The organism is Mycobacterium shunyiense, assembly GCF_058270075.1.
Genome location: NZ_JBZDPU010000040.1, coordinates 829971 through 851521 on the forward strand (window position 1 = coordinate 829971; position 21551 = coordinate 851521).

The following is a 21551-nucleotide window of genomic DNA, read 5'->3' on the forward strand; positions in this document are numbered from 1 at the left end:
TCGCGGCCATGAGCCACGATGCTGCAGCCCTGGAGTCCTTCGTCAAGCGCTATCTCGACACCGTTGCGGGCGGGTCCGCTGCCGAGGTCGCCGCGCTGTACACCGATGACGCGACGCTGGAGGATCCGGTGGGCAGCGGTGAAGTGCACATCGGTCGTCAGGCGATCGAGGGCTTCTACAAGAACCTGACCGCGGCGGGAGCCGAGATCACGACCGAGCTGCTCAAGTTCCGTCCCGGCGGACACGAGGCGGCCTTCCTGTTCGCGATCGTCGTCGGCGGGGCGATGCGTATCGAGCCCATGGAGGTCATGACGTTCGACGCCGAGGGCAAGATCACCGGCATGAAGGCCTACTGGTCGGCGGCTGACATCACGCAGCTTTAGCAGTGTCTGCGGAGCCCCGCACCGCTTCGGTGGTGCGGGGCTTTTTCGTGGGCTCAGAAGACCGCGAACCACATGGCGATGTAGTGGCAGATCGCCGCTACCGCCGTGCAGGCGTGGAAGAACTCGTGATGGCCGAATGTCGTCGGCCACGGGTTGGGCCACTTGAGCGCGTAGAGCACGCCGCCGATGCTGTACAGCGCGCCGCCGACGATCAGCAGCACCACCGCGGCCACGCCGGCACCGTTCATGATCGGCCCGATGAACCAGGCCGCGACCCAGCCCAACAGGATGTAGAGCGGCACGCCCAGCCAGCGTGGTGCCGACGGCCAGAACATCTTGAGCAGCACGCCGGCGATCGCCCCACCCCAGACGATCCAGAACAGCACCATGCCTTTGGATTCGGGCAGTGCCAGCAATGCGAACGGGGTGTAGCTGCCCGCGATGAAGATGAAGATCATCGAGTGGTCGGCGCGTTTCATCCATTTGCGCGCGTTCGGCGACTTCCACGTCACCCGGTGATACGTACCGCTCACGGCGAACATCGCCACGATCGTGAACGTGTAGAGCAGCGTGGCCAGACCTGCGCGGGTGGACTCCAGCGACCACGACACCGAAACCAGGGCCGCCCCGGCGATGAACGCGATGACCGCCGAATACACATGGATCCAGCCCCGTGCGCGCGGCCTACCGAGGAACTGGGCGACGCCTTCGGCCACCGCTTCCGGAAGATCTTCAGCCGGCCGGTTCAGCGCGGCCGCAGAGCGGTAGGGCTTGGTGCTACCCGTCGGCGCAGTCATGTCACCTCCATTGAGAACCGTGGTGTACCCCGACGCTCACAGTAGTCTGGACTCTCGTGGACATCATTCCCCCGCGGCTCAAGGAACCGGCCTATCGGCTCTACGAGATGCGGTTGCGTCAGGAACTGGCGCAGTCCAGATCCGAACTGCCACGCCATATCGCGGTGCTGTGTGACGGGAATCGCCGCTGGGCGCGTGACGCAGGTTACGACGATGTCAGCATCGGCTACCGGATGGGTGCCGCCAAGATCGCCGAGATGCTGCGCTGGTGTCAGGCCGCAGGCATCGAGATGACGACGGTCTATCTGCTCTCGACCGAGAATCTGCAGCGCGATCCGGAAGAGCTGTCGGCCCTGCTCGAGATCATCACCGATGTGGTCGAGGAGATCTGCGCCCCGACGAACACCTGGACGGTGCGTACCGTCGGTGACCTGGAGTTGTTGGGGGAGGAACCGGCCCGGCGACTGCGCGAGGCCGTAGAAAGCACGGCATCGAACGCGCCCGGTTCATTCCATGTGAACGTCGCCGTCGCCTACGGCGGCCGCCAGGAGATCGTCGACGCCGTGCGCTCGCTGCTGTCGAAGGAACTGGCCAATGGAGCCACCGCCGAGCAACTTGTCGAAGCTGTCACCGTCGAGGGCATCTCGGAGAACCTCTACACATCGGGCCAACCCGACCCGGACCTCGTCATCCGCACCTCAGGTGAGCAACGGCTCAGCGGATTCCTGTTGTGGCAGAGCGCATATTCGGAGATGTGGTTCACCGAGGCGTATTGGCCGGCCTTCCGGCGCGTCGACTTCCTGCGGGCCCTGCGCGATTACACCGCCCGCCACCGCAGATTCGGCAAGTAGTGCCAAACTGAACCTATGGCTGCGCTGTCGGCAGTGGTTTTCACGCTCAGCTGGTGGCTGGGTCTCTACCTGCTCGCCCGCGACCCGCGTAAGCCCGTCCTGGTTCTCGCCGCGCTCGGGCTGACCAGCTTCGCTCTCGTGGTCGCGCTCGACGCGGTCCGGTTGGTTACCGGCTCGGAAATGCTCAGCCGCATCGAGATCTACCTGGTGGCGTTGCCCGGCATCGCCTGGTTCGCGGTCATGGTGGAACTCGCGCGCCCGGCCGACACGTTCCGATCCCGGGCCGGTGAGATCGCGGCGATCTTCGCCGTGGCCGTCCTGGCCTTCGCCGGGGCGGGGTTGGCAGGCAGCGTCGACGGGCCGTTGCGGACCGGCCACTGGGTGATGTTCGCGGTGATCTCGCTGTCCTCGCTGGGCGCCATGGTCAAGGCCGTCCTCGGCGGCGCCAAGCCCGGGTCGGTGGTGGGGTTCATCATCGTCGCGACGCTGTTCTTCGCCCTCGGCAACGCGATCCTGGTGATCCCGCTCGGGTTGGTGCCGAGCTGGCTCGCGCTGGCATCGACCGGATTCGACGTCGCCCTGCTCGGCGTCGCGGTCGCGATCTGGGATGCCTTCGACGAGGGCCAGGCGCTACGCGCGGACATGCGCCGCTCGATCATCGGCACGTTGGTGATCGCAGTTCCGTTCGCCGCCCAGGCCCTGATCGGCATGGTCGTGCTCGACGCCGGGACCGGCCGCACCGTCATGACCATCCTGCTGTTCACCAGCCTGGCCGTCGCCGTCGCGGTGGAGGTGCTGGCCGATCCGCTGGCCGGCCTGCTCGACCGGCTCGCCTTCTCCAGGTCTCCGGACCTGCGCGCCGATCGTGAAGCCCTGCGCCAGACGGAGGCCGCGCTCCCGCTGCGATCTCCTCACCCGTTGGGCGGTATCGACGACGACGCCTTCGCCCGGCTCACCCGACGCGCACTCGGCCATTACGGCGATCTGTCCAAGCTGGTCGCCAGCCCGCTGACGTCTCTGCCCGCCATCGACGACCGTCTGGCTCGACGCGGGGCACCGGATCAGCCGCTGGAACGCGCCAACGAACTCAAGGCGCTGTTGGCCGATCGCATCGCCGCGCTCAAGCCGCGCGACAGCGGCGACTTCGGCACCACCGAGCAGTGGCGCCACTACAACTCGCTCTACTTCCCATATGTCGTCGGGGTCCGCGCCTATGCGCAGAACGCCACCGCCGCCGGGCTCGACCCGGTGGCTCGGCAGGCCTGGCAGTGGTTGGTCACCGAGGTGCCGCAGCGCTCCCTGCACAACTGGCAGAACGCGGCGGCACGCGTGATCGCGGCGGATCTGCGCGGCGATCTGGTCGCTGCCAACGACTGACGCCCGCACCGCGCTGACCTGGGCTTGGCAGTGCTTGGCAGTGTTTGGTGTCGATCTGGCAGCGGTTGGTGAGCAGTGTCGGAGGTGTTCCACCAATCGACACCCTCATCGCCGAGGAGCCCGACATGACCGCCACCCTGAACCAACCATTGGCCGACCCCACCGCCGGATCGGCCATCCACGATTCCCTGCTGCGGTTCGCCTTGCGCGCCGATGCCACCGTCTGCGCCGGCGTCGGACTGCTGGTGGCCATGGCTGCCGATCAGCTGGCCCGCATCGCGGGCGTGTCGGCAACCGCCGGCTGGTTCGTCGGCGCGGCGCTGGTCGGCTACGGCGCCCTGCTGTACGTGCTCGCCGCCGCCCCGCGCGTGCGGCGGGTGGGCATCGGCGTCCTCGCCGGCAACGTGGCCTTCGCAATCACCACGGTCGTCGCCATCGTGGCGGGCTGGTTGGCGTTGACCGGTGCCGGAATCGAACTGGTTCTCGGATTTGTCGGTGCTACCGCAGTACTGGCGTGGCTGCAATACCGCGGAGTGCGCCGTCTGGCGTGACTCCCTCCCGAGCCGGTGCGGGGTGCCCGCCGGAAGAGGTTACGGCGTGTATCCCCGCACCGTGCTCCACCGCTCGAAGTGAATGCACGACAAGTAATCACCATCAGAGAAGGAGAATCATGTCCGCCATCACCTCCGCCGGATACGCAGGCACGACGAAGGCAACCGATTCGCTACTGCGGCTGGCCATGCGGCTCGACGCAGTCCTCGTCGGTATCAGCGGGATCGCTCTGCTGGCTGCGGCCGGATATTTCGCCGATCTCACCGGGCTGCCGAAATCCGTCGAGTACGGCGTCGGCATCTTCTCGGTGGTCTACGGAATCGCCGTGTTCGCCCTCGCCGGCATCGAACGGGTGCGCCCCGCCGGTATCGGCACCGTGATCGCCAACGCGGCCTGCACCGTCATCGCTCTGGTGGCCGTCTTCACGATGGCGCTGACCACCGCGGGCGTCGTGGTCGTCATCGGCGCCGGCCTCTACACGCTGGCGATGGCCGAGCTGCAGTACGTCGGGGTCCGGCGGATCCCGGCCTGACCGTAAGCCGGTACAGCGCCCAGAGCCCAGGCTCTGGGCGCTGTCTGTCACCGATAATGGCCGGGTGGACTTGAAGTGGGCGACAGAGCACACCGAGCGGCTTCGAGCGGTACGGGTTGGCTGGGACGGGACCGAGGTAGGCGCACCATGTTTTGCGCCGGACTGGGAGACCGAACCCCACGATATCGATCTGCTGCGCATCGCCACCGGGTTCGGTGCTTGTGCCACAGGCGAATACGGATATCAGCGGCCGCCGGCCGACCATGAATACTCGTTCTTTGTCCAAGAACTGCCGGAGTCGGGTGAGTTCGACTTCACCGATCAGCACCGCACCCTGCTGGCGCAGATGCGTTGGGAACTGTCCGATCCCTACTTCGACGAGGAGGTGCCCGGTTGTGATCCCAAGCGGCCGTACGGCGATTTCACCTTCTACCAGCTGGAGATGGCGCTCCACCTGGGGCTGATCCCCCCGAAGAAGCCGGAGGGGGAGGACCCGATGACCCCCGAGTTGGTCAACGCGATGACGGACCTGCACCAGCGGATGCAGCCCGCGCTCCAGGTGTTTCTGCACCACTTCGTGATTCCCGACGGGCAACGATTCGTCGGCAACGACTGGGGCGGCTGGGAACGCGCCTGAGCCATCCACCCTTCGAAACTCGGGTAGCGCACTACTCATGGCGCGGCGACCGCACGCGCCCACACTGAGCTCAAACGGCGCTACCCGGGAGATTCGCGATGCCAGAAGATTGTGACGTTTGCATTGTCGGTGCCGGCCTGTGCGGCATGAACGCGCTGTTCGTGGCCAGCACGTACCTCAGACCCGATCAGAAGATCATCCTGATCGACCGTCGTCCCCGGGTCGGTGGAATGTGGGTGGACACGTATCCGTATGTGCGGCTGCACCAGCCCCATCCGATGTTCACTGCAGGCAACATCAAATGGACCCTTGGCCGTGAGCCCTCCTATCTGGCCACCAAACCCGAGGTGCTCGATCATTTCGGCTACTGCCTGCAGCAGATCAAGCAACGGGTGCGGGTCGAGGAACGCTACGGCTGGGATTTCCAGTCCGCTGATGCCGGCGGTGGTGCCGTACAGGTCACCTGCCGCGACGCGGACGGGCAACTGCACACCATCCAAGCCGAGCGATTGATCAAGGCGTACGGCGTGCGGGTGACTCCCAACGACGCACTGGAGTTGTCCAGCGATCGGGTGCAGTCGGTGTCACCGGACTCGTGTGATGTCCGCTCCGGGGACATACACGAAAGCGATACCCCGGTGTGGGTGATCGGCAGCGGCAAGACCGCCATGGACACCGCGCACGCGTTGATCACGTCGAGTCCAGGGCGCGAGGTGAATATGGTGGCGGGCTCGGGCACCTTCTTCTCCAGCCGGGATCGGTTTTTCCCTGCCGGTGCCCGGCGCTGGTCGGGCGGGGTTTCGTTGACCAAGATGTCCATCGACATGACCCGGCTCTATGACGGCACCAACGAGGACGACGTCGCCCGGTGGTACCGGTCGAACTACGGCACCTCTCCGACCCCGCAGGCCACCCATTTCATGGCGGGGGTCCTGTCGGAGGCGGAGAACGCCGCCATTGTCGCGGGCCTGAACGATGTGGTGATGGACCATCTGGTCGATGTGGTCGACACCAACGGTTCGGCCGATCTGGTGTTGCGTAGCGGGGCCAGGAAAACCGTCGCACCGGGCAGCTGGATCGTGAACTGCACCGGGTATCTCTCCAAAGGTGAGCATCCGTACGAGCCGTATGTTTCCGGTGACGGCTCCATCTTGTCGATTCAAATACGTTCGGCCACCATGCATCTGACGTCATTCGCGGGCTATTTCGCGACGCACCTGATGTTTTTAGGCAAGCTGAACACGGTGCCGCTCTACGAACTCGACCTGCAGGACTTGGCGCAGAAGTCCAAAACAGCGGTGCTGTATGCGATGTTCACCCTGGCTCAGCACAACCTGAGTCTCATCTCGGATGCGGTGCCGGTCAAGGTGTTCCGTGAGTGCGGCCTGGATTACAACCGCTGGTATCCGATGCCGCGCCAGCTCTCGGCCACTGCCCGTTTCATGGCGACCCATCACCGGGACCGCGAGCATCTGCGTCGCACCCTGGACACCGTGCGGGAGCGCTTCGACGTGCGCTGCGGGCCGCTGGTCGCAACGCCGGCCGGGACCGGCTAGAGCTTCCGCAGTCGCAGCCGGTTGATCGAATGGTCGGCGTCCTTGCGCAGCACCAGGGTGGCGCGCGGCCGGGTCGGCAGGATGTTTTCGATCAGGTTGGGCCGGTTGATGGAATGCCAGATGTCGCGGGCCGCGAACACAGCCTGCTCGTCGGTCAGGGTCGAGTAGTGGTGGAAGTGCGATGCCGGGTCGGCGAACGCCGTCGAGCGCATCGTCAGGAACCGCGAGATGTACCACTTCTCGATGTCCTCGATGCGCGCGTCGACATACACCGAGAAATCGAACAGGTCCGAGATCATCAGGGCCGGACCGGTCTGCAGGACGTTGAGGCCTTCGAGGATGAGGATGTCCGGATGCCGGACCACCTGCTTCTCACTGGGCACGATGTCGTAGAGCAGGTGTGAGTACACCGGCGCGCAGACTTCGTCGGCACCGGATTTCACCGCGGTGACGAACCTCATCAAGGCGCGTCGGTCATAGCTTTCCGGGAAACCTTTGCGGTGCATGAGGTTCCGCCGGTGAAGCTCTTTGTTCGGGTAGAGAAACCCGTCGGTCGTCACCAGGTCCACGCGGGGGTGGTGGCCCCAGCGGGCCAACAGGGCCTGCAGCACACGGGCCGTGGTCGACTTCCCGACCGCGACACTGCCGGCGACGCCGATGACGAACGGCACCGGTCGGTCCGGATTCTGCTGTGGCTCACCGAGGAACTCCGCGGTCGCGGCGAACAGTCGCTGGCGGGCGGCGACCTGAAGATGGATCAACCGGGCCAGCGGCAGGTAGACCTCTTCGACCTCGAGAATGTCGAGTTTCTCGCCCATACCCCGCAGGCGCAGCAGTTCGTCCTCGGTGAGTTTCAGCGGTGTCGACATGCGCAGTGCACGCCATTGACTTCGGTCGAACTCCACATAGGGGCTCGGCTCGCTCGGCCGCGGCATCCGATCAGTCTTACATCTACGGTTGGGGGCATGGCTAACGGGATCGAGAAAAAGACGGGCTCCGGAACCGGCACAGTGACGGACTCGGCCACTCTCATTCGCGAGTACCTGCTCCTCGGACTGCGTTTCGACCGGGTCGAGGAGGGTTACGTCGATTCGTTCACCGGCGACCCGCAGCTGCGTCGTGTGGTCGAGAACGAGCCTGCGCCCGACCCGGCCGACCTCGCTCGTCAGGCGGACCGGCTGCTGGCCCAGATCCCCGACGACCTCGACCGCGACCGTGCCGAATACATTGCCGCGCACCTGAGGGCGCTCAACTGTGCGGGCCGCAAGTTCGCCGGTGAGCAGGTCGGCTTTGTCGACGAGGTGCAGGCCTATTTCGACGTCCGGATCAGCAAGGGCGATCCGGAGAAATACCGGCAGGCCCACGTCCAGCTCGACGAGGCCCTCGGTGGCACCGGCCCACTGGCCGAGCGGATCCAGGCGCACCGCACCGGAGACGAGATCCCTCCGGCCCGGCTGGAGGAGTGCATCCACGCGTTCTCCTCGGCACTGCGCGACAAGGTGCGCGCCGCGTATCCGCTGCCCGAGGCGGAGACCATCACGTACGAGGTGGTCACCGACAAGCCGTGGTCGGGGTTCAACTACTACCTGGGCGACTACAAGTCCACCGTCGCGGTCAATGCCGATCTGAAACAACAGATGGCCAACCTGCCCCGACTGGTGGCCCATGAGTCATACCCGGGCCATCACACCGAGCACTGCCGCAAAGAATCAGGGCTGGTCGCGCGGGACGGTGAACTCGAACAGACGATCTTCCTCGTCAACACCCCGCAATGCCTGATGGCCGAGGGCCTGGCAGATCTGGCATTGCACGCCATTGTCGGGCCGGGTTGGGGCGCATGGGCGGCCGATATCTATGCCGATCTGGGCCTTCGGTTCGACGGGGAGCGTGCCGAGTCGATCTCGGAGGCGGTGGCGGGGCTGGCCGACGTGCGCCAGGACGCTGCGCTGATGCTGCACGACGAGCATCGCGACGTCGACGAGGTGGTGGAGTTCCTCAAGCGCTGGCTGCTGGTCGACGACGATCGGGCCAGGCAGTCGCTGCGGTTCCTGTCCTCGCCGCTGTGGCGGGCCTACACCAGCACCTACATCGAGGGGTACCGGTTGTTGCGCGGCTGGTTGGACGACCGCCCCGCCGGGGTGACGTTGACGGAGCGGTTCGGCCGGCTGCTCGATGAGCCGCTGATCCCGTCAACCTTGCGCGCTTAGGGCCTCCGCCGGCCGGACAGCAAATTGGTCACCCCGATTTCAACGCCTCGACCGTGGGCGTCTGGCGTTTGCCAAAAGGTGTCCTGCGTTGCGTTGCTTCACCGATATGACGGTGGTCTCAAGTGCTTGATTGTCTTAGTTACCGATCGGTAACATTGTTGCCATAGGGCCTGGTGGCACTACCGGGTCGGGCAAAGGAAATGACCATGGCGGCAAGGGAAAGACTGGACAAGGCCAAGCGCATGGCCGGCGTGATCGTGGCGGCCGGCGCGGTGGCGCTCGCCGGGATCCTCGGCTCGGGTGCGGTGGCCAATGCCGCCGGACCTGTCACGAAGGTCGGCAGCGATCCGGTGGCGCCGGTCAGCCCCGGGGGCAAAAAGGCTCCGTTCACCAAGGTCGGTAGCGATCCGGTGACGTCCGTCATCTCGGGCATTGCCGACGCCGCCACCTCTGGCGGCTCTGGAGTCGGGATTCCTCCCCTAGTCAGCCCGTGGCCCGGCGGGGCGTGGGCCGGCCACGATTGGAGCAAGGGATACCCCGGTGGTGGTTTGGCCAACGGCAAGGGCGGCGGCGCTGCCATCCACGGCAAGGCCGGCGGCGCCTGGAATCACCGCTGACAACCGCGAAACCGGGCGAAACGATGGTCCGCCCGGTTTTCGGCGTGGTGCCAGTCGTCGGCGCCGTAATCTGCAAAATTTGCTGATGCGATCTCTGCCGTTCAGGCCCAGTCACCGCGAACCTGTTGCGCCTGCGGTGGGTGCGTTTCCCGAAAAATGCAGTTGAAAAGACAAATACTGACCTTGATTCGCTGATTGTCAGGCCCTGGGTTCGGCGGTCGCGATGCCTTGATCGGGCTCGCCGCCCAAGCGTAAAATATTTGCTGAGCATCGTGCGACGTACCGGGCGGCAGCAAGGGGTCGACATGACTACAACGAGCACGAAACCGAACCGGGTCAAGCGCATGGCCGGTGTGGTGGTGGCGGCAGCCGCGATGGGCCTGGCCGGACCTGCGATGGTGGCCAATGCCGATCCCGTCGTGGTCTTGAACGGCGAGACGGTGGCCCCGCCGAAGCCTCCTCTGGTGAGCCCGTGGCCCGGCGGCGCGTGGGCCGGCTGGGACTGGAGCAAGGGCTGGCCCGGTGGTGCCTGGGCCGGTCACGACTGGAGCAAGGGGTGGCCGGGTGGTGGTTATGCCAACGGCAAGGCCGGTGGCGCGTGGAACCACACCGCCGACTGATCTGACCGCCGACGCCTCCAGCGATGAGCTGCTCCTCGCGTAAACATTGCGGGCCTAGGCTCGGAGGGTGTCTGAGTTTCGGCTGTACGTCCCCGCGTTGGCCATGCCGCTCAACATGCTCTTGCTGGCGTGGATGGTGATCGGCCGGGGACTGTTCGTGCAGCTCGGGTGGATGGTGGTGTTCGGCGTCCTCGCCGCACCGTGGCTGGCACTCTGCCTGGTATTCACGAGCAGGTTGATGCGGAAGCAGCCGGAGGGGGAGCTCACCTCCGGGCAGGCCTGGGCCCAGGTCATCCTGTGGGCGTCGATGTTCGTGTCCGGGCTCGCCTGTGTCGACGGCGGAGACAGCCCCGGCGCATTCCCGTCGGTCCTGATGAAGCTGGTCGGTGACGGACCGCGAATGGAAACCCTCAGCAACCTGCTGTGGGCCGGATCGGTGATCGTCGGGGTTGCCGCCTGGTTCGTGTTGCTCACCAAGCTCACCCGGGGCATCGCTGTCCCGCCGCCGACTCAGCCGCCCTATCCGTATCCCGGATACCCGTCGGCCCATCCCTACCCCGGATACCCACCGGGCCAACCCGGCCCGGGACCGTCGAGCTGACCCGCTCCGACTAGGCTGAATGCCATGGCAGCAGACCCGTCCTTCACCTTGCCCGCGGCTTCCGGCGCCGATTACGCCGATACTTCAAGCGCCGCGTACCAGGCCGCATTGCAGGTCATCGAGTCCGTCGAGCCCCGGGTCGCCGCAGCCACCCGCAAAGAGCTTGCCGATCAACGGGATTCGCTCAAGCTGATCGCCAGTGAGAACTACGCCTCCCCGGCGGTGCTGCTGACCATGGGCACCTGGTTCTCCGACAAGTACGCCGAGGGCACCGTCGGGCACCGCTTCTACGCGGGCTGCCAGAACGTCGACACCGTCGAGGCCCTGGCCGCCGAGCATGCCCGCGAACTGTTCGGCGCCCCGTACGCCTACGTCCAGCCGCACTCGGGCATCGATGCGAATCTGGTTGCCTACTGGGCCATCCTGGCCACAAAGGTGGAGGCCCCAGGCCTGGCCGAACTCGGCGCCAAGCACGTCAACGACCTTTCCGAAGCGGACTGGGAGACCCTGCGCAACAAGCTGGGTAACCAGCGTCTGCTCGGCATGTCCCTGGATGCCGGTGGGCACCTGACCCACGGCTTCCGGCCCAACATCTCCGGCAAGATGTTCCATCAGCACAGCTACGGGACCAACCCCGAGACGGGTTTCCTGGACTATGACGCCGTGGCCGCCGCAGCCCGCGAGTTCAAGCCGCTGGTGCTGGTCGCCGGCTACTCGGCCTACCCACGCCGGGTGAACTTCGCCAAGATGCGCGAGATCGCCGACGAGGTCGGCGCCACCCTGATGGTCGACATGGCGCACTTCGCCGGCCTGGTGGCCGGCAAGGTGTTCACCGGTGACGAGAACCCGGTGCCGCACGCCCACGTCACCACGACCACCACCCACAAGTCGCTGCGCGGCCCGCGCGGCGGCATGGTGCTGGCCACCGAGGAATTCGCCCCCGCAGTCGACAAGGGCTGCCCGATGGTGCTCGGCGGCCCGCTGAGCCATGTCATGGCGGCCAAGGCCGTCGCCCTGGCCGAGGCACGCCAGCCGGCGTTCCAGACCTACGCCCAGCAGGTCGCTGACAACGCCCAGGCGCTGGCCGACGGCTTCGTGAAGCGCGACGCGGGCCTGGTCACCGGTGGCACCGACAATCACCTGGTGCTGCTCGACGTGCGTTCGTTCGGCCTGACCGGCCGTCAGGCCGAGTCCGCTCTGCTGGACGCCGGCGTCGTCACCAACCGCAACGCCATCCCGGCCGACCCGAACGGCGCCTGGTACACCAGCGGCGTCCGGCTGGGCACCCCGGCGCTGACCAGCCGCGGATTCGGCGCCGACGACTTCGACCGGGTGGCCGAGCTGATCGTCGACGTGCTGTCCAACACGCAGGCCGAGGGCACCTCGAAGGCCAAGTACAAGTTGGCCGACGGCACCGCCGAGCGCGTGCACGCGGCCTCGGCCGAGCTGCTCGACGCCAACCCGCTGTACCCGGGCCTCACTCTCTGAGTCGGCGCGGGCGACATCACACGTGGCCCGGGTTTTAGAAACCTGTAAACCTCGGTTACAGTTACCTCATGGCACAGAAACCTGTAGCTAATGCGTTGACCTTGGAGCTCGAGCCCGTTGTCGAAGCCGAGCTGCGTCGCCACCTGGATACCGAGGACCTCTGGTACGCACACGATTACGTGCCGTTCGACCAGGGCGAGAACTTCGCGTTCCTCGGTGGTCAGGACTGGGATCCCTCGCAGGTGACACTGCCCAAGACCGTCACCGACGCCTTGGAGATCCTGCTGATCACCAAGGACAACCTGTCGGGCTATCACCGTGAACTGGTCGAGCACTTCATTCTCGAGGACAAGTGGGGCCGCTTCCTGGGTCGCTGGACCGCTGAGGAGCACCTGCACGCCGTGGCGCTGCGTAACTACCTCGTCGTCACCCGCGAGATCGATCCGACGGCCAACGAAGACGTCCGCGTCGAGCACGTGATGAAGGGTTACCGCGCCGACAGCTACAGCCAGATCGAGACGCTGGTGTTCATGGCGTTCTTCGAGCGTGCCCACGCGGTGTACACCCGCAACCTGCGCGCTCAGATCACCGAGCCGGTGCTGGGTTCGATGGTCGACCGCATCGTCCTCGACGAGGAGCGCCACGAGCTGTTCTTTGCCAACCTCGTGTCGCACCTGCTGGGCACCCATCGCGACGAGACCGTGGCGGCCATCGCCGCGCGCGCCCGTGAGCTCGACGTGATCGGCGCGGACATCGACGCCTACCAGGACAAGGTGGCGGTGGTGGCCGAGGCCGGAATCTTCGACAAGGCCGCTCTGGCCCAGGTCATCTCCGACCGGATCACCGCGTGGGGACTGGCCGACGAGGCAACGCTCCAGGAGTTCATCAAGGCGTAACTCGCCGGGCGTTATTCACGCGGCGCGCCAGCCAGCAACCCCGCCACGGCGGGAGTAGCGTCGAATCCGATGGCTAGCGACATGCTCTGCTGTCCGGACGGTACCGATCGGTTTGATCACGAGAGGACCGGCTCCGGTCCTGGTGCCGCAGTGTCCACCGAGCAACTCGTGTGGGGCCGCGCGGGTTCTAGGAGCGCCACGTGACTGATCTGCCTGTCCGTACCTATGTGCTCGACACATCCGTGTTGCTGTCCGATCCCTGGGCATGCACCCGGTTCGCCGAGCATGAAGTGGTGGTCCCGCTGGTCGTGATCAGCGAGCTGGAGGCCAAACGGCATCACCACGAGCTGGGCTGGTTCGCCCGGCAGGCACTGCGGATGTTCGATGATCTGCGGCTTGAGCACGGGAGGCTGGATCAGCCGATTCCCGTTGGGGCGCAAGGCGGCACGCTACAGGTCGAGTTGAACCACATCGACCAGTCCGTCTTGCCTTCGGGCTTCCGCACCGAAACCAACGACACCCGGATCCTGGCCTGCGCTGCGAATCTCGCAGCCGAGGGCAAGCATGTCACGCTGGTGAGCAAGGACATCCCGCTGCGCGTCAAGGCCGGCGCGGTGGGCCTGGCCGCCGACGAGTACCACGCCCAGGATGTCGTGGTGTCCGGGTGGACGGGCATGACCGAATTCGACGTCGCGGCCGAGGACATCGACACGTTGTTCTCCGACGGCGAGATCGATCTGGCCGATGCCCGGGATCTGCCCTGCCACACCGGTATTCGGTTGCTGGGCGGTAGCTCGTCGGCGCTCGGCCGGGTCAACGCCGAGAAACGGGTGCAGCTGGTGCGTGGTGATCGCGAAGTGTTCGGCCTCCGGGGAAGGTCAGCCGAACAACGCGTCGCCCTCGATCTGCTGCTCGACGAGTCTGTCGGCATCGTGTCGCTCGGTGGCAAAGCCGGCACCGGCAAATCCGCGCTGGCCCTGTGTGCCGGCCTGGAAGCGGTGCTGGAGCGCAGAACCCAGCGCAAGGTGGTGGTGTTCCGTCCGCTCTACGCCGTCGGCGGTCAGGATCTCGGCTACCTGCCGGGCAGCGAGAGCGAGAAGATGGGCCCGTGGGCGCAAGCCGTCTTCGACACCCTCGAAGGGCTCGCCAGCCCGGCGGTGCTCGAAGAGGTCCTCTCCCGCGGCATGCTGGAAGTGCTTCCGCTGACCCATATCCGGGGCCGTTCGCTGCACGATTCGTTTGTCATCGTCGACGAGGCCCAGTCATTGGAGCGCAACGTGCTGCTGACCGTGCTGTCGCGGCTGGGTGCGGGCTCGCGGGTGGTGCTCACCCACGATGTGGCCCAGCGCGACAATCTGCGGGTGGGCCGCCATGACGGTGTCGCAGCCGTCATCGAGAAGCTCAAGGGGCACCCGCTGTTCGCCCACATCACGCTGCAGCGCAGCGAGCGGTCGCCGATCGCTGCGCTGGTGACCGAGATGCTGGAGGAGTTCAGTCCGGGCGCGCTGCCCTGATTCCGAGTGATCTGTGGAGTCTCAGCCGTGCCAACCACGGCTGAGACTCCACAGATCGCCAGCCGGTAGGCTGCCGGGGTGGCGAGGCTCCCCAACAGTCAGGCATGGCGGTGGACTGTGGTCGGCGTGGTCGCCGCCGTCGTGGTCCTGGTGGTGGGGGCGCTCACCGGGCACATCCGCCGCGACGACCCCGACGACGTGGATTGCGCGACCGAGCGGTGCATCGCGCTGACGTTCGACGACGGGCCCGGCCCATACACCGACCGGCTGCTGCAGATCCTCAAGGACAACGACGCCAAGGCGACGTTCTTCGAGATCGGAAACAAGGTCGCCGCCAACCCCGAGGGTGCCAAGCGGGTGGTCGACGCCGGTATGGAGTTGGGCAGCCACACCTGGGAACACCCCAACATGACGACCATCCCGCCCGAAGAGATCCCGGCCCAGTTCAGCAAGGCCAGTGACGCCATCGAGGCCGCGACGGGCCAGCGGCCGAAGCTCGTGCGCACCGCGGGCGGGCTGGTCAACGACCAGGTGCTCGCCGAGGCCGGCAAGCAGGGGTTGGCTGACATCAACTGGGACGTCATCCCGTTCGACTGGGCCAACGACGCCAACATCGCCGCGACCCGCTACATGCTGATGACGCAGATCAAACCGGGTGCTGTCGTACTTTTTCACGACACCTACTCGTCCACCGTCGACCTGGTGGAGCAGTTCATCCCGGTGCTCAAGGCCAACGGCTACCACCTGGTGACCGTGAGCCACATGCTCGGTGAGCGCGAGCCGGGCACCAGTTACGGCAGCCGGGAGAACGGTCCGCCCGTGCCGCCTGCCGAGGCGCTCAAGGACATTCCGCCGGAGGAGATCCCGTCGCTGCCCGCGACGCCGTCGCCTCCGCCGATGCCGAACTTCCCGATCACCGACATCCCCGGTGCGAACTCGGGAGGCCCCAACAACGGGGCGTGAGACGCACATCGCGTCGGTTTGAGGACCAAAGACCCTAACCGACGGGCCTCGGCACGACGAGGCTTGAAGCATGGCCAAGACGATGTTCGATTCAGCGACCCTCACCCATGCGGTGCAGCTGGCATCGCGTGCGCCGTCATTGCACAACACCCAGCCGTGGCGGCTGGTGGCCGACGGCAGCGGGGTACATCTGCACCTGGACCCGAGTCGCGTGGTGACCGCGACCGATCGATCGTCGCGTGAGGCGGTCATCAGTTGCGGGGTGTTGCTGGATCATCTGCGGGTCGCGATGGCCGCGGCCGGCTGGGCCACCAGTGTCGACCGGTTCCCCAATCCGAACGACCTCGATCACCTGGCGACACTGCAGTTCTCGCCGATGGACTTCGTCACCGATGCACATCGCCGGCGGGCGGATGCGATTCTGGCCCGGCGAACCGACCGGCTGCCGATGGCCGGGTATGCGGACTGGGATTCCTTCGAGGTGCTGCTGCGGGCGAGGCTGGAGGACGGCCCGGTACACCTCGACGTGCTGGCCGAGGTGATGCGTGCCGACGTGGCCGAGGCGGCGGCGCTGACCGAGACGCTGCGTCTCTACGATTCGGCCTACCATTCCGAACTTGCCTGGTGGACAACTCCGTTCGCGACCGAGGACGGTATCCCGCAGAGCGCACTGATCTCGGCTGCGGAAAGTGAGCGGGTCGCCGTGGCGCGGACCTTCCCGGTCACCTCGCACAGCGACCGACGCCCCTCCGTCCACGACGATTCGGCCACCCTGGTGGTGCTGTCCACCGACGGGTACAGCCGGGCTGACGCCCTCGACACCGGCGAGGCGCTCTCGGCGCTGCTGCTGGAATGCACGATGACGGGACTGAGCACCTGCCCCGTGAGCCATGTGACCGAATTGCACGCCAGCCGCGACATCATCGGAACGCTGATCGACCGTGACGCCTGCCCGCAGGTGCTGGTCCGGATCGGCATCGCCCCGACCCTCAGCGATGCGCCACCGCCGACCCCGCGCCGCACCGTCGACACCTTCCTGACCTTCGAATAGGAGCTGACCATGACCGACACCCTGATCGCCCCTGCCCACGCCACCGCACCTGTTGCCGCTGGTGCGGCCGTCGTTGTCGAAGCCGACGGCCGCACCGCCAGCAACGATGCGCTGCACGTCGCGATCGAGGAGGCAGTGCGCCGTGGCGCAGCACTGCGGGTGGTGACCACCTGGGGAGCCCGGCATCGCGAGATGTACGACGCGACCGCCGTCGCCGAGCGTGACCGGTTGTCCGCGGCACAGCTCGAGCGCCGCCTGGCCCGTGCGCTGAAACGATCCCCGGACCTCGATGTGCAGAGCATCGACGGCTACAGCAACATTGCGGAATACCTGACGGCGCACCCAGAGTCGGCTCAGCTGCTCGTGCTGGGTGCCGACCACCCCGATTCGGCCGGGTTGCAGGCGGCGTTGGCGCACTCGGGTTGTGCCGTGCTCACTTGCGATCGGCGCCATCGGTTGTGAGACTCGGGGGATGATCAGAGTCTTTCTGGTCGACGACCATGAGGTGGTTCGCCGCGGGCTGATCGACCTGCTCAGCGCCGACCCTGAGCTCGACGTGATCGGCGAGGCCGACTCGGTGGCACAGGCCCTGGCCCGGGTTCCGGCACTGAAGCCCGACGTCGCGGTGCTCGATGTCCGTCTGCCCGACGGCAACGGCATCGAACTGTGCCGGGACCTGTTGTCGCGCATGCCCGATCTGCGCTGCCTGATGTTGACGTCGTTCACCTCCGACGAGGCCATGCTGGACGCCATCCTGGCCGGCGCCAGCGGCTACGTCGTCAAGGACATCAAGGGGATGGAACTGGCCCAGGCGATCAAGGACGTCGGGGCCGGGAAGTCGCTGCTGGACAATCGGGCCGCCACGGCGCTGATGGCGAAACTACGCGGCGACGCCGAGCGGTCCGACCCGTTGGCCGGGCTGACCCAGCAGGAGCGGGTCCTACTCGACCTGCTGGGGGAGGGGCTGACCAATCGGCAGATCGCGGCCCGGATGTTCCTTGCGGAGAAGACCGTCAAGAACTACGTGTCGCGGCTGCTGGCCAAGCTGGGCATGGAACGCCGCACTCAGGCGGCGGTGTTCGCCTCGAACCTGGATCGCCGAAATCACGAGTGATACCAGGGTCTTTGGTCCCTGAAGGATGGGGCTTTCGTCCATGGCGGTGCGCTCCGCACCGCAATAACGTCGTGTCATGAAAACCGGAATGTCAACGCGCAGTGAGCCGGTCGCGATTCTCTCCGAGCGCGAGAGCTGGGACCTGCTGGGTAGCGTGGCCCTGGGGCGGCTCGTCACTGCGGTAGACGACGAAGCGCACATCTTCCCGGTCAACTTCGTGGTGCAGAACCGCACGATCCTGTTCCGCACCGCGGCGGGGACGAAACTGATCAGTGCGGCAATCAACAATCAGGTGGTATTCGAAGCCGACGATCACAACTCGGCCGAAGGCTGGAGCGTGATCGTACGGGGCGTTGCACGTACTTTGCGTACTGACGAAGAGCTCGACGAAGCCGAGCGGGCGCAGTTACTGCCATGGACGGCGACGGCCAAGACGCACTATGTCCGGGTGTCACCCGTACGGGTCACCGGTCGCAGGTTCCGGTTCGGACCTGAGCCGGCTGCGCGGTGACACGTTGGACGAGCTTGGTGCGCTGCGGCCGGTAGTGCCAGCATGGTGGACGTGACTGGTCATGGTGCGCACCCCGACGATGAACAGCGAACTCCTCCGTTGCGGGACACCCTCTCGCAGTTGCGACTGCGCGAACTGCTCACCGAGGTCCAGGACCGGGTCGAGCAGATCATCACCGGCCGCGACCGGATCGACGGCCTGGTGGAGGCCATGCTCGCAGTGACCTCGGGCCTGGACCTCGAGCTAACCCTGAGCACCATCGTTCGGACCGCGATCGAGTTGGTCGACGCGCGCTATGGCGCACTGGGAGTACGCGGCGACGACCACGAGCTGACCGAGTTCGTCTATCAGGGCATCGACGACGAAACCCGCGCGCTGATCGGGCATCTGCCCGAAGGACGAGGTGTGCTCGGCGTGCTGATCGACGATCCGAAACCCATCCGGCTCAACGATATTCACCACCACCCCGCCTCAGTCGGATTCCCGCCCAACCATCCGCCGATGCGGACCTTTCTCGGCGTCCCGGTGCGCATCCGCGACGAGGTTTTCGGCAACCTATACCTCACCGAGAAGACCAATGGGCAGCCGTTCAGCGAGGACGACGAGGTGCTGGTGGAGGCCCTGGCCGCAGCCGCAGGAGTCGCGGTCGAGAACGCCCGGCTCTACCAGCTGTCCCGCGACCGGCAGGCCTGGATCGCGGCCACCCGGGACATCGGGACCGAACTACTCGGCGGCACCGACCCGGCCAGGGTGTTCCGGATGGTGGCCGACGAGGCGCTCAACCTGACCGGCGCCGACCGCATCGTGGTTGCGGTGCCCGGCAGCGACGTTCCCGCCGCCGAAGCCGACGCCCTCGTGGTCGCCGCGACGGCAGGGCGTCCGACCACGATCGACTCGATCCCGGTGGGCCCGCACGCAGCGGAGGGCGCGGTGGGCGCGGCGTTCCACGACGGCACCCCGCACCGGCTCGACCGCCTCGAGCTGGACGGCGCGGGTGGCCCGGCGCTGGTGTTGCCGCTGCGTGCCACCGACACCGTGGCGGGCGTGCTGGTGGCCGTGCGCGAAGACGGCGCCCAGAGCTTCACCGCCGAGCAACTGGACATGGCCGCCGCTTTCGCCGACCAGGCCGCGGTGGCCTGGCAGCTGGCCAGTTCCCAGCGCGACGTACGTGAGCTGGAGATCCTGGCCGATCGCGACCGGATCGCAAGGGACCTGCACGATCACGTGATCCAGCGCCTGTTCGCGGTCGGACTGTCCTTGCAGGGCACGATCCCGCGGGCGCATTCTGCCGAGGTGCAGCAGCGGCTCACCGATACCGTCGACGATCTGCAGGCGGTCATCCAGGAGATCCGGACCGCGATCTTCGACCTGCACGGTGCCCATGCCGGCACGACGCGGCTGCGCCAGCGGCTCGATGAGGTGATCGCCCAGTTCGCCGATGCGCCGATACACATCAGCACACGGTTCGTCGGCCCGCTGTCGGTGGTCGATGCGACTCTGGCCGATCATGCCGAGGCGGTGCTGCGTGAGGCGATCAGCAATGCGGTACGCCACTCGGGGGCAAGCGAACTCGCCGTTCTCGTCGAGGTGGCCGACGACCTGTCCATCGAGGTGTCGGACAACGGCTGCGGGATCGCCGCCGAGATCACCGAGAGCGGTCTGGGGAATCTGCGGGCCCGTGCGTTGAGTGCGGGCGGTCAGTTCACCATCACCGACCGGCCCGGTGGCGGAACCGTGTTGCGCTGGGCCGCACCACTTCCCGACTAGTTCCTTCGCCGAGCAGACACAAAACTGCCCCTCTTCAAGCGAAAAGAGGCAGTTTTGCGTCTGCTCGCGCAGAGAAACGTGAGGGTTACTCGCCGTCCTTCACCTTGGCCATGGCCAGCACGTCGAGGCGCTTGTCCAGCTCGGCCTCGCTCAGCTTGTCGCCGATCAGGCCGCGGTCGATCACGGTCTGGCGGATGGTCTTCTTCTCCTTCAGCGCCTGCTTGGCGACCTTGGCGGCCTCCTCGTAGCCGATCGCCGAGTTCAGCGGTGTCACGATGGAGGGGGAGGACTCGGCCAGGGTGCGCAGGTGCTCCTCGTTGGCCACCAGGCCGTCGATGCACTTCTCTGCGAACAGCCGAGACACGTTGGACAGCAGGGTGAACGACTCCAGCACGTTGCGCGCCATCATCGGGATGTAGACGTTCAGCTCGAAGGCACCCGACAGGCCGCCGACGGTGACGGCAGCGTCGTTGCCGATGACCTGTGCGGCCACCTGGGTAACCGCCTCGGGCAGAACAGGATTGACCTTGCCCGGCATGATGGAGCTGCCCGGCTGCAGGTCCGGCAGCTGGATCTCGCCCAGGCCGGTCAGCGGGCCCGAGCCCATCCAGCGGACGTCGTTGGCGATCTTGGTCAGCGAGGCGGCGATGGTCTTCAGCGCGCCGGACGCCTCGACCAGCCCGTCGCGAGCCGCCTGAGCCTCGAACGAGTCTGCGGCGGTGCGCAGTTCGGCCAGCCCGGTCTGGTTGACCAGCACCTCGACCACCTTGGGGCCGAAACCGTCGGGGGCGTTGAGGCCGGTGCCCACGGCGGTACCGCCGATGGCGAGCTCACCGAGACGGGGGAGCGTCGCCTTGACGCGTTCGATGCCGGCCTCGATCTGACGGGCGTAGCCGCCGAACTCCTGGCCCAGCGTCACCGGCACCGCGTCCATCAGGTGGGTGCGGCCGGACTTCACCACGGTCTTCCACTGCTTGGCCTTGGCGGCCAGCGACTCATGGAGTACCTCGAGCGCCGGAATCAGGTGGCGCACAGCGGCCTCGGTGGCGGCGATGTGGGTGGCCGTCGGGAACGTGTCATTGGAGCTCTGCGACATGTTCACGTCGTCGTTGGGGTGAACCGTCACGCCGTTGCGGGCGGCGATCGAGGCGATGACCTCGTTGGCGTTCATGTTCGAGCTGGTGCCCGAGCCGGTCTGGAACACGTCGATCGGGAACTGGTCGTCGTGCAGGCCGTCGGCGATTTCGCCGGCCGCGGCGATGATGGCATCGGCCTTCTCGGCGGCCAGCAGGCCCAGGTCCTTGTTGACCTGCGCGCACGCCGCCTTCAGCAGGCCGAGTGCCCGGATCTGGGTGCGCTCCAGCCCACGGAAGGAGATCGGGAAGTTCTCCACGGCGCGCTGGGTCTGCGCCCGCCATAGGGCGTTGACCGGCACCCGGACCTCGCCCATGGTGTCGTGCTCGATGCGGTACTCGACAGCTCCGTCGGTATCGGTGCTCATGTTGCCCTTTCTGGCG

General features: G+C 66.5%; 23 protein-coding genes. 20 read left to right on the plus strand and 3 right to left on the minus strand.

Annotation, left to right across the window (positions count from 1 at the left end; all coding sequences use genetic code 11):
• Positions 1–8 precede the first annotated feature (8 nt).
• Positions 9–383: a nuclear transport factor 2 family protein gene (locus AC4ELH_RS34620; RefSeq protein ID WP_064887592.1), complete on the plus strand. Its 375-nt coding sequence runs from the start codon at positions 9–11 to the stop codon at positions 381–383.
• A 53-nt stretch (positions 384–436) separates the two neighbouring features.
• Here AC4ELH_RS34620 and trhA read toward each other — a convergent pair whose 3' ends face one another.
• Entirely contained in the window at positions 437–1180 is a 744-nt protein-coding gene (gene trhA / locus AC4ELH_RS34625; protein ID WP_064887594.1) for a PAQR family membrane homeostasis protein TrhA, read from the minus strand.
• A gap of 56 nt (positions 1181–1236) precedes the next feature.
• Between trhA and AC4ELH_RS34630 the strand changes: the two genes are divergently transcribed.
• The 6 genes from AC4ELH_RS34630 to AC4ELH_RS34655 all read left to right on the plus strand — a co-directional run bounded on the left by AC4ELH_RS34630 (position 1237) and on the right by AC4ELH_RS34655 (position 6685).
• Positions 1237–2031, plus strand: coding sequence for a (2Z,6E)-farnesyl diphosphate synthase (locus AC4ELH_RS34630; RefSeq protein WP_064887596.1), 795 nt, complete (start codon positions 1237–1239; stop codon positions 2029–2031).
• Positions 2032–2046: 15 nt separating this feature from the next.
• Complete coding sequence (locus AC4ELH_RS34635; RefSeq protein ID WP_448442262.1) at positions 2047–3408, plus strand: hypothetical protein; 1362 nt, start codon at positions 2047–2049, stop codon at positions 3406–3408.
• Positions 3409–3533: 125 nt separating this feature from the next.
• The gene (locus AC4ELH_RS34640; RefSeq protein ID WP_064887611.1) at positions 3534–3959 is read left to right on the plus strand and encodes a hypothetical protein; all 426 of its coding nucleotides are present in this window, start codon (positions 3534–3536) and stop codon (positions 3957–3959) included.
• A gap of 119 nt (positions 3960–4078) precedes the next feature.
• Complete coding sequence (locus AC4ELH_RS34645; RefSeq protein WP_064887599.1) at positions 4079–4492, plus strand: hypothetical protein; 414 nt, start codon at positions 4079–4081, stop codon at positions 4490–4492.
• Between the two features lie 64 nt (positions 4493–4556).
• Positions 4557–5129 (plus strand): hypothetical protein, encoded by a 573-nt coding sequence (locus tag AC4ELH_RS34650; protein ID WP_498889383.1) that lies wholly within the window; start codon positions 4557–4559, stop codon positions 5127–5129.
• 146 nt (positions 5130–5275) lie between these two features.
• Entirely contained in the window at positions 5276–6685 is a 1410-nt protein-coding gene (locus AC4ELH_RS34655; protein WP_498889385.1) for a potassium transporter, read from the plus strand.
• On the opposite strand, the gene coaA is transcribed toward AC4ELH_RS34655, so the two are convergent.
• Positions 6682–7620: a type I pantothenate kinase gene (gene coaA / locus AC4ELH_RS34660; protein WP_055116732.1), complete on the minus strand. Its 939-nt coding sequence runs from the start codon at positions 7618–7620 to the stop codon at positions 6682–6684. The two genes, AC4ELH_RS34655 and coaA, sit on opposite strands and share 4 nt — an antisense overlap.
• A 30-nt stretch (positions 7621–7650) precedes the next feature.
• On the opposite strand from coaA, the gene AC4ELH_RS34665 reads away from it, so the two are divergent.
• The 13 genes from AC4ELH_RS34665 to AC4ELH_RS34725 all read left to right on the plus strand — a co-directional run bounded on the left by AC4ELH_RS34665 (position 7651) and on the right by AC4ELH_RS34725 (position 20034).
• Positions 7651–8892 carry a DUF885 domain-containing protein gene (locus tag AC4ELH_RS34665; protein WP_463794799.1) on the plus strand — a complete coding sequence of 414 codons (1242 nt, stop codon included), beginning with the start codon at positions 7651–7653 and terminating at the stop codon, positions 8890–8892.
• Positions 8893–9098: 206 nt separating this feature from the next.
• Positions 9099–9509 (plus strand): hypothetical protein, encoded by a 411-nt coding sequence (locus tag AC4ELH_RS34670; RefSeq protein WP_498889388.1) that lies wholly within the window; start codon positions 9099–9101, stop codon positions 9507–9509.
• Positions 9510–9814: 305 nt separating this feature from the next.
• Positions 9815–10129 carry a hypothetical protein gene (locus AC4ELH_RS34675; protein ID WP_131811649.1) on the plus strand — a complete coding sequence of 105 codons (315 nt, stop codon included), beginning with the start codon at positions 9815–9817 and terminating at the stop codon, positions 10127–10129.
• A 67-nt stretch (positions 10130–10196) separates the two neighbouring features.
• A complete protein-coding gene (locus AC4ELH_RS34680; protein WP_498889390.1) occupies positions 10197–10730 on the plus strand; it encodes a hypothetical protein in 534 nt (177 codons plus the stop codon).
• 24 nt (positions 10731–10754) lie between these two features.
• Positions 10755–12218, plus strand: coding sequence for a glycine hydroxymethyltransferase (locus tag AC4ELH_RS34685; RefSeq protein WP_498889392.1), 1464 nt, complete (start codon positions 10755–10757; stop codon positions 12216–12218).
• A gap of 68 nt (positions 12219–12286) precedes the next feature.
• Positions 12287–13114, plus strand: a complete 828-nt coding sequence (locus tag AC4ELH_RS34690) for an acyl-ACP desaturase (RefSeq protein ID WP_064882850.1) — start codon at positions 12287–12289, stop codon at positions 13112–13114.
• 200 nt (positions 13115–13314) lie between these two features.
• Positions 13315–14628, plus strand: a complete 1314-nt coding sequence (gene phoH2, locus AC4ELH_RS34695; protein ID WP_064882852.1) for an RNA 5'-3' helicase PhoH2 — start codon at positions 13315–13317, stop codon at positions 14626–14628.
• A 78-nt stretch (positions 14629–14706) separates the two neighbouring features.
• Positions 14707–15591, plus strand: a complete 885-nt coding sequence (locus AC4ELH_RS34700; RefSeq protein ID WP_448442277.1) for a polysaccharide deacetylase family protein — start codon at positions 14707–14709, stop codon at positions 15589–15591.
• A 70-nt stretch (positions 15592–15661) separates the two neighbouring features.
• The gene (locus AC4ELH_RS34705; RefSeq protein ID WP_498889395.1) at positions 15662–16642 is read left to right on the plus strand and encodes an Acg family FMN-binding oxidoreductase; all 981 of its coding nucleotides are present in this window, start codon (positions 15662–15664) and stop codon (positions 16640–16642) included.
• A 9-nt stretch (positions 16643–16651) separates the two neighbouring features.
• Positions 16652–17104, plus strand: a complete 453-nt coding sequence (locus AC4ELH_RS34710) for a universal stress protein (RefSeq protein ID WP_448442281.1) — start codon at positions 16652–16654, stop codon at positions 17102–17104.
• Between the two features lie 10 nt (positions 17105–17114).
• Positions 17115–17756 carry a hypoxia response regulator transcription factor DosR/DevR gene (gene dosR / locus AC4ELH_RS34715; RefSeq protein WP_498889398.1) on the plus strand — a complete coding sequence of 214 codons (642 nt, stop codon included), beginning with the start codon at positions 17115–17117 and terminating at the stop codon, positions 17754–17756.
• Positions 17757–17844: 88 nt separating this feature from the next.
• Entirely contained in the window at positions 17845–18267 is a 423-nt protein-coding gene (locus AC4ELH_RS34720) for a pyridoxamine 5'-phosphate oxidase family protein (RefSeq protein ID WP_498889552.1), read from the plus strand.
• Between the two features lie 42 nt (positions 18268–18309).
• Positions 18310–20034, plus strand: a complete 1725-nt coding sequence (locus AC4ELH_RS34725; RefSeq protein WP_498889400.1) for a sensor histidine kinase — start codon at positions 18310–18312, stop codon at positions 20032–20034.
• A gap of 85 nt (positions 20035–20119) precedes the next feature.
• On the opposite strand, the gene AC4ELH_RS34730 is transcribed toward AC4ELH_RS34725, so the two are convergent.
• Positions 20120–21535 carry a class II fumarate hydratase gene (locus AC4ELH_RS34730; RefSeq protein WP_055116701.1) on the minus strand — a complete coding sequence of 472 codons (1416 nt, stop codon included), beginning with the start codon at positions 21533–21535 and terminating at the stop codon, positions 20120–20122.
• Positions 21536–21551 lie beyond the last annotated feature (16 nt).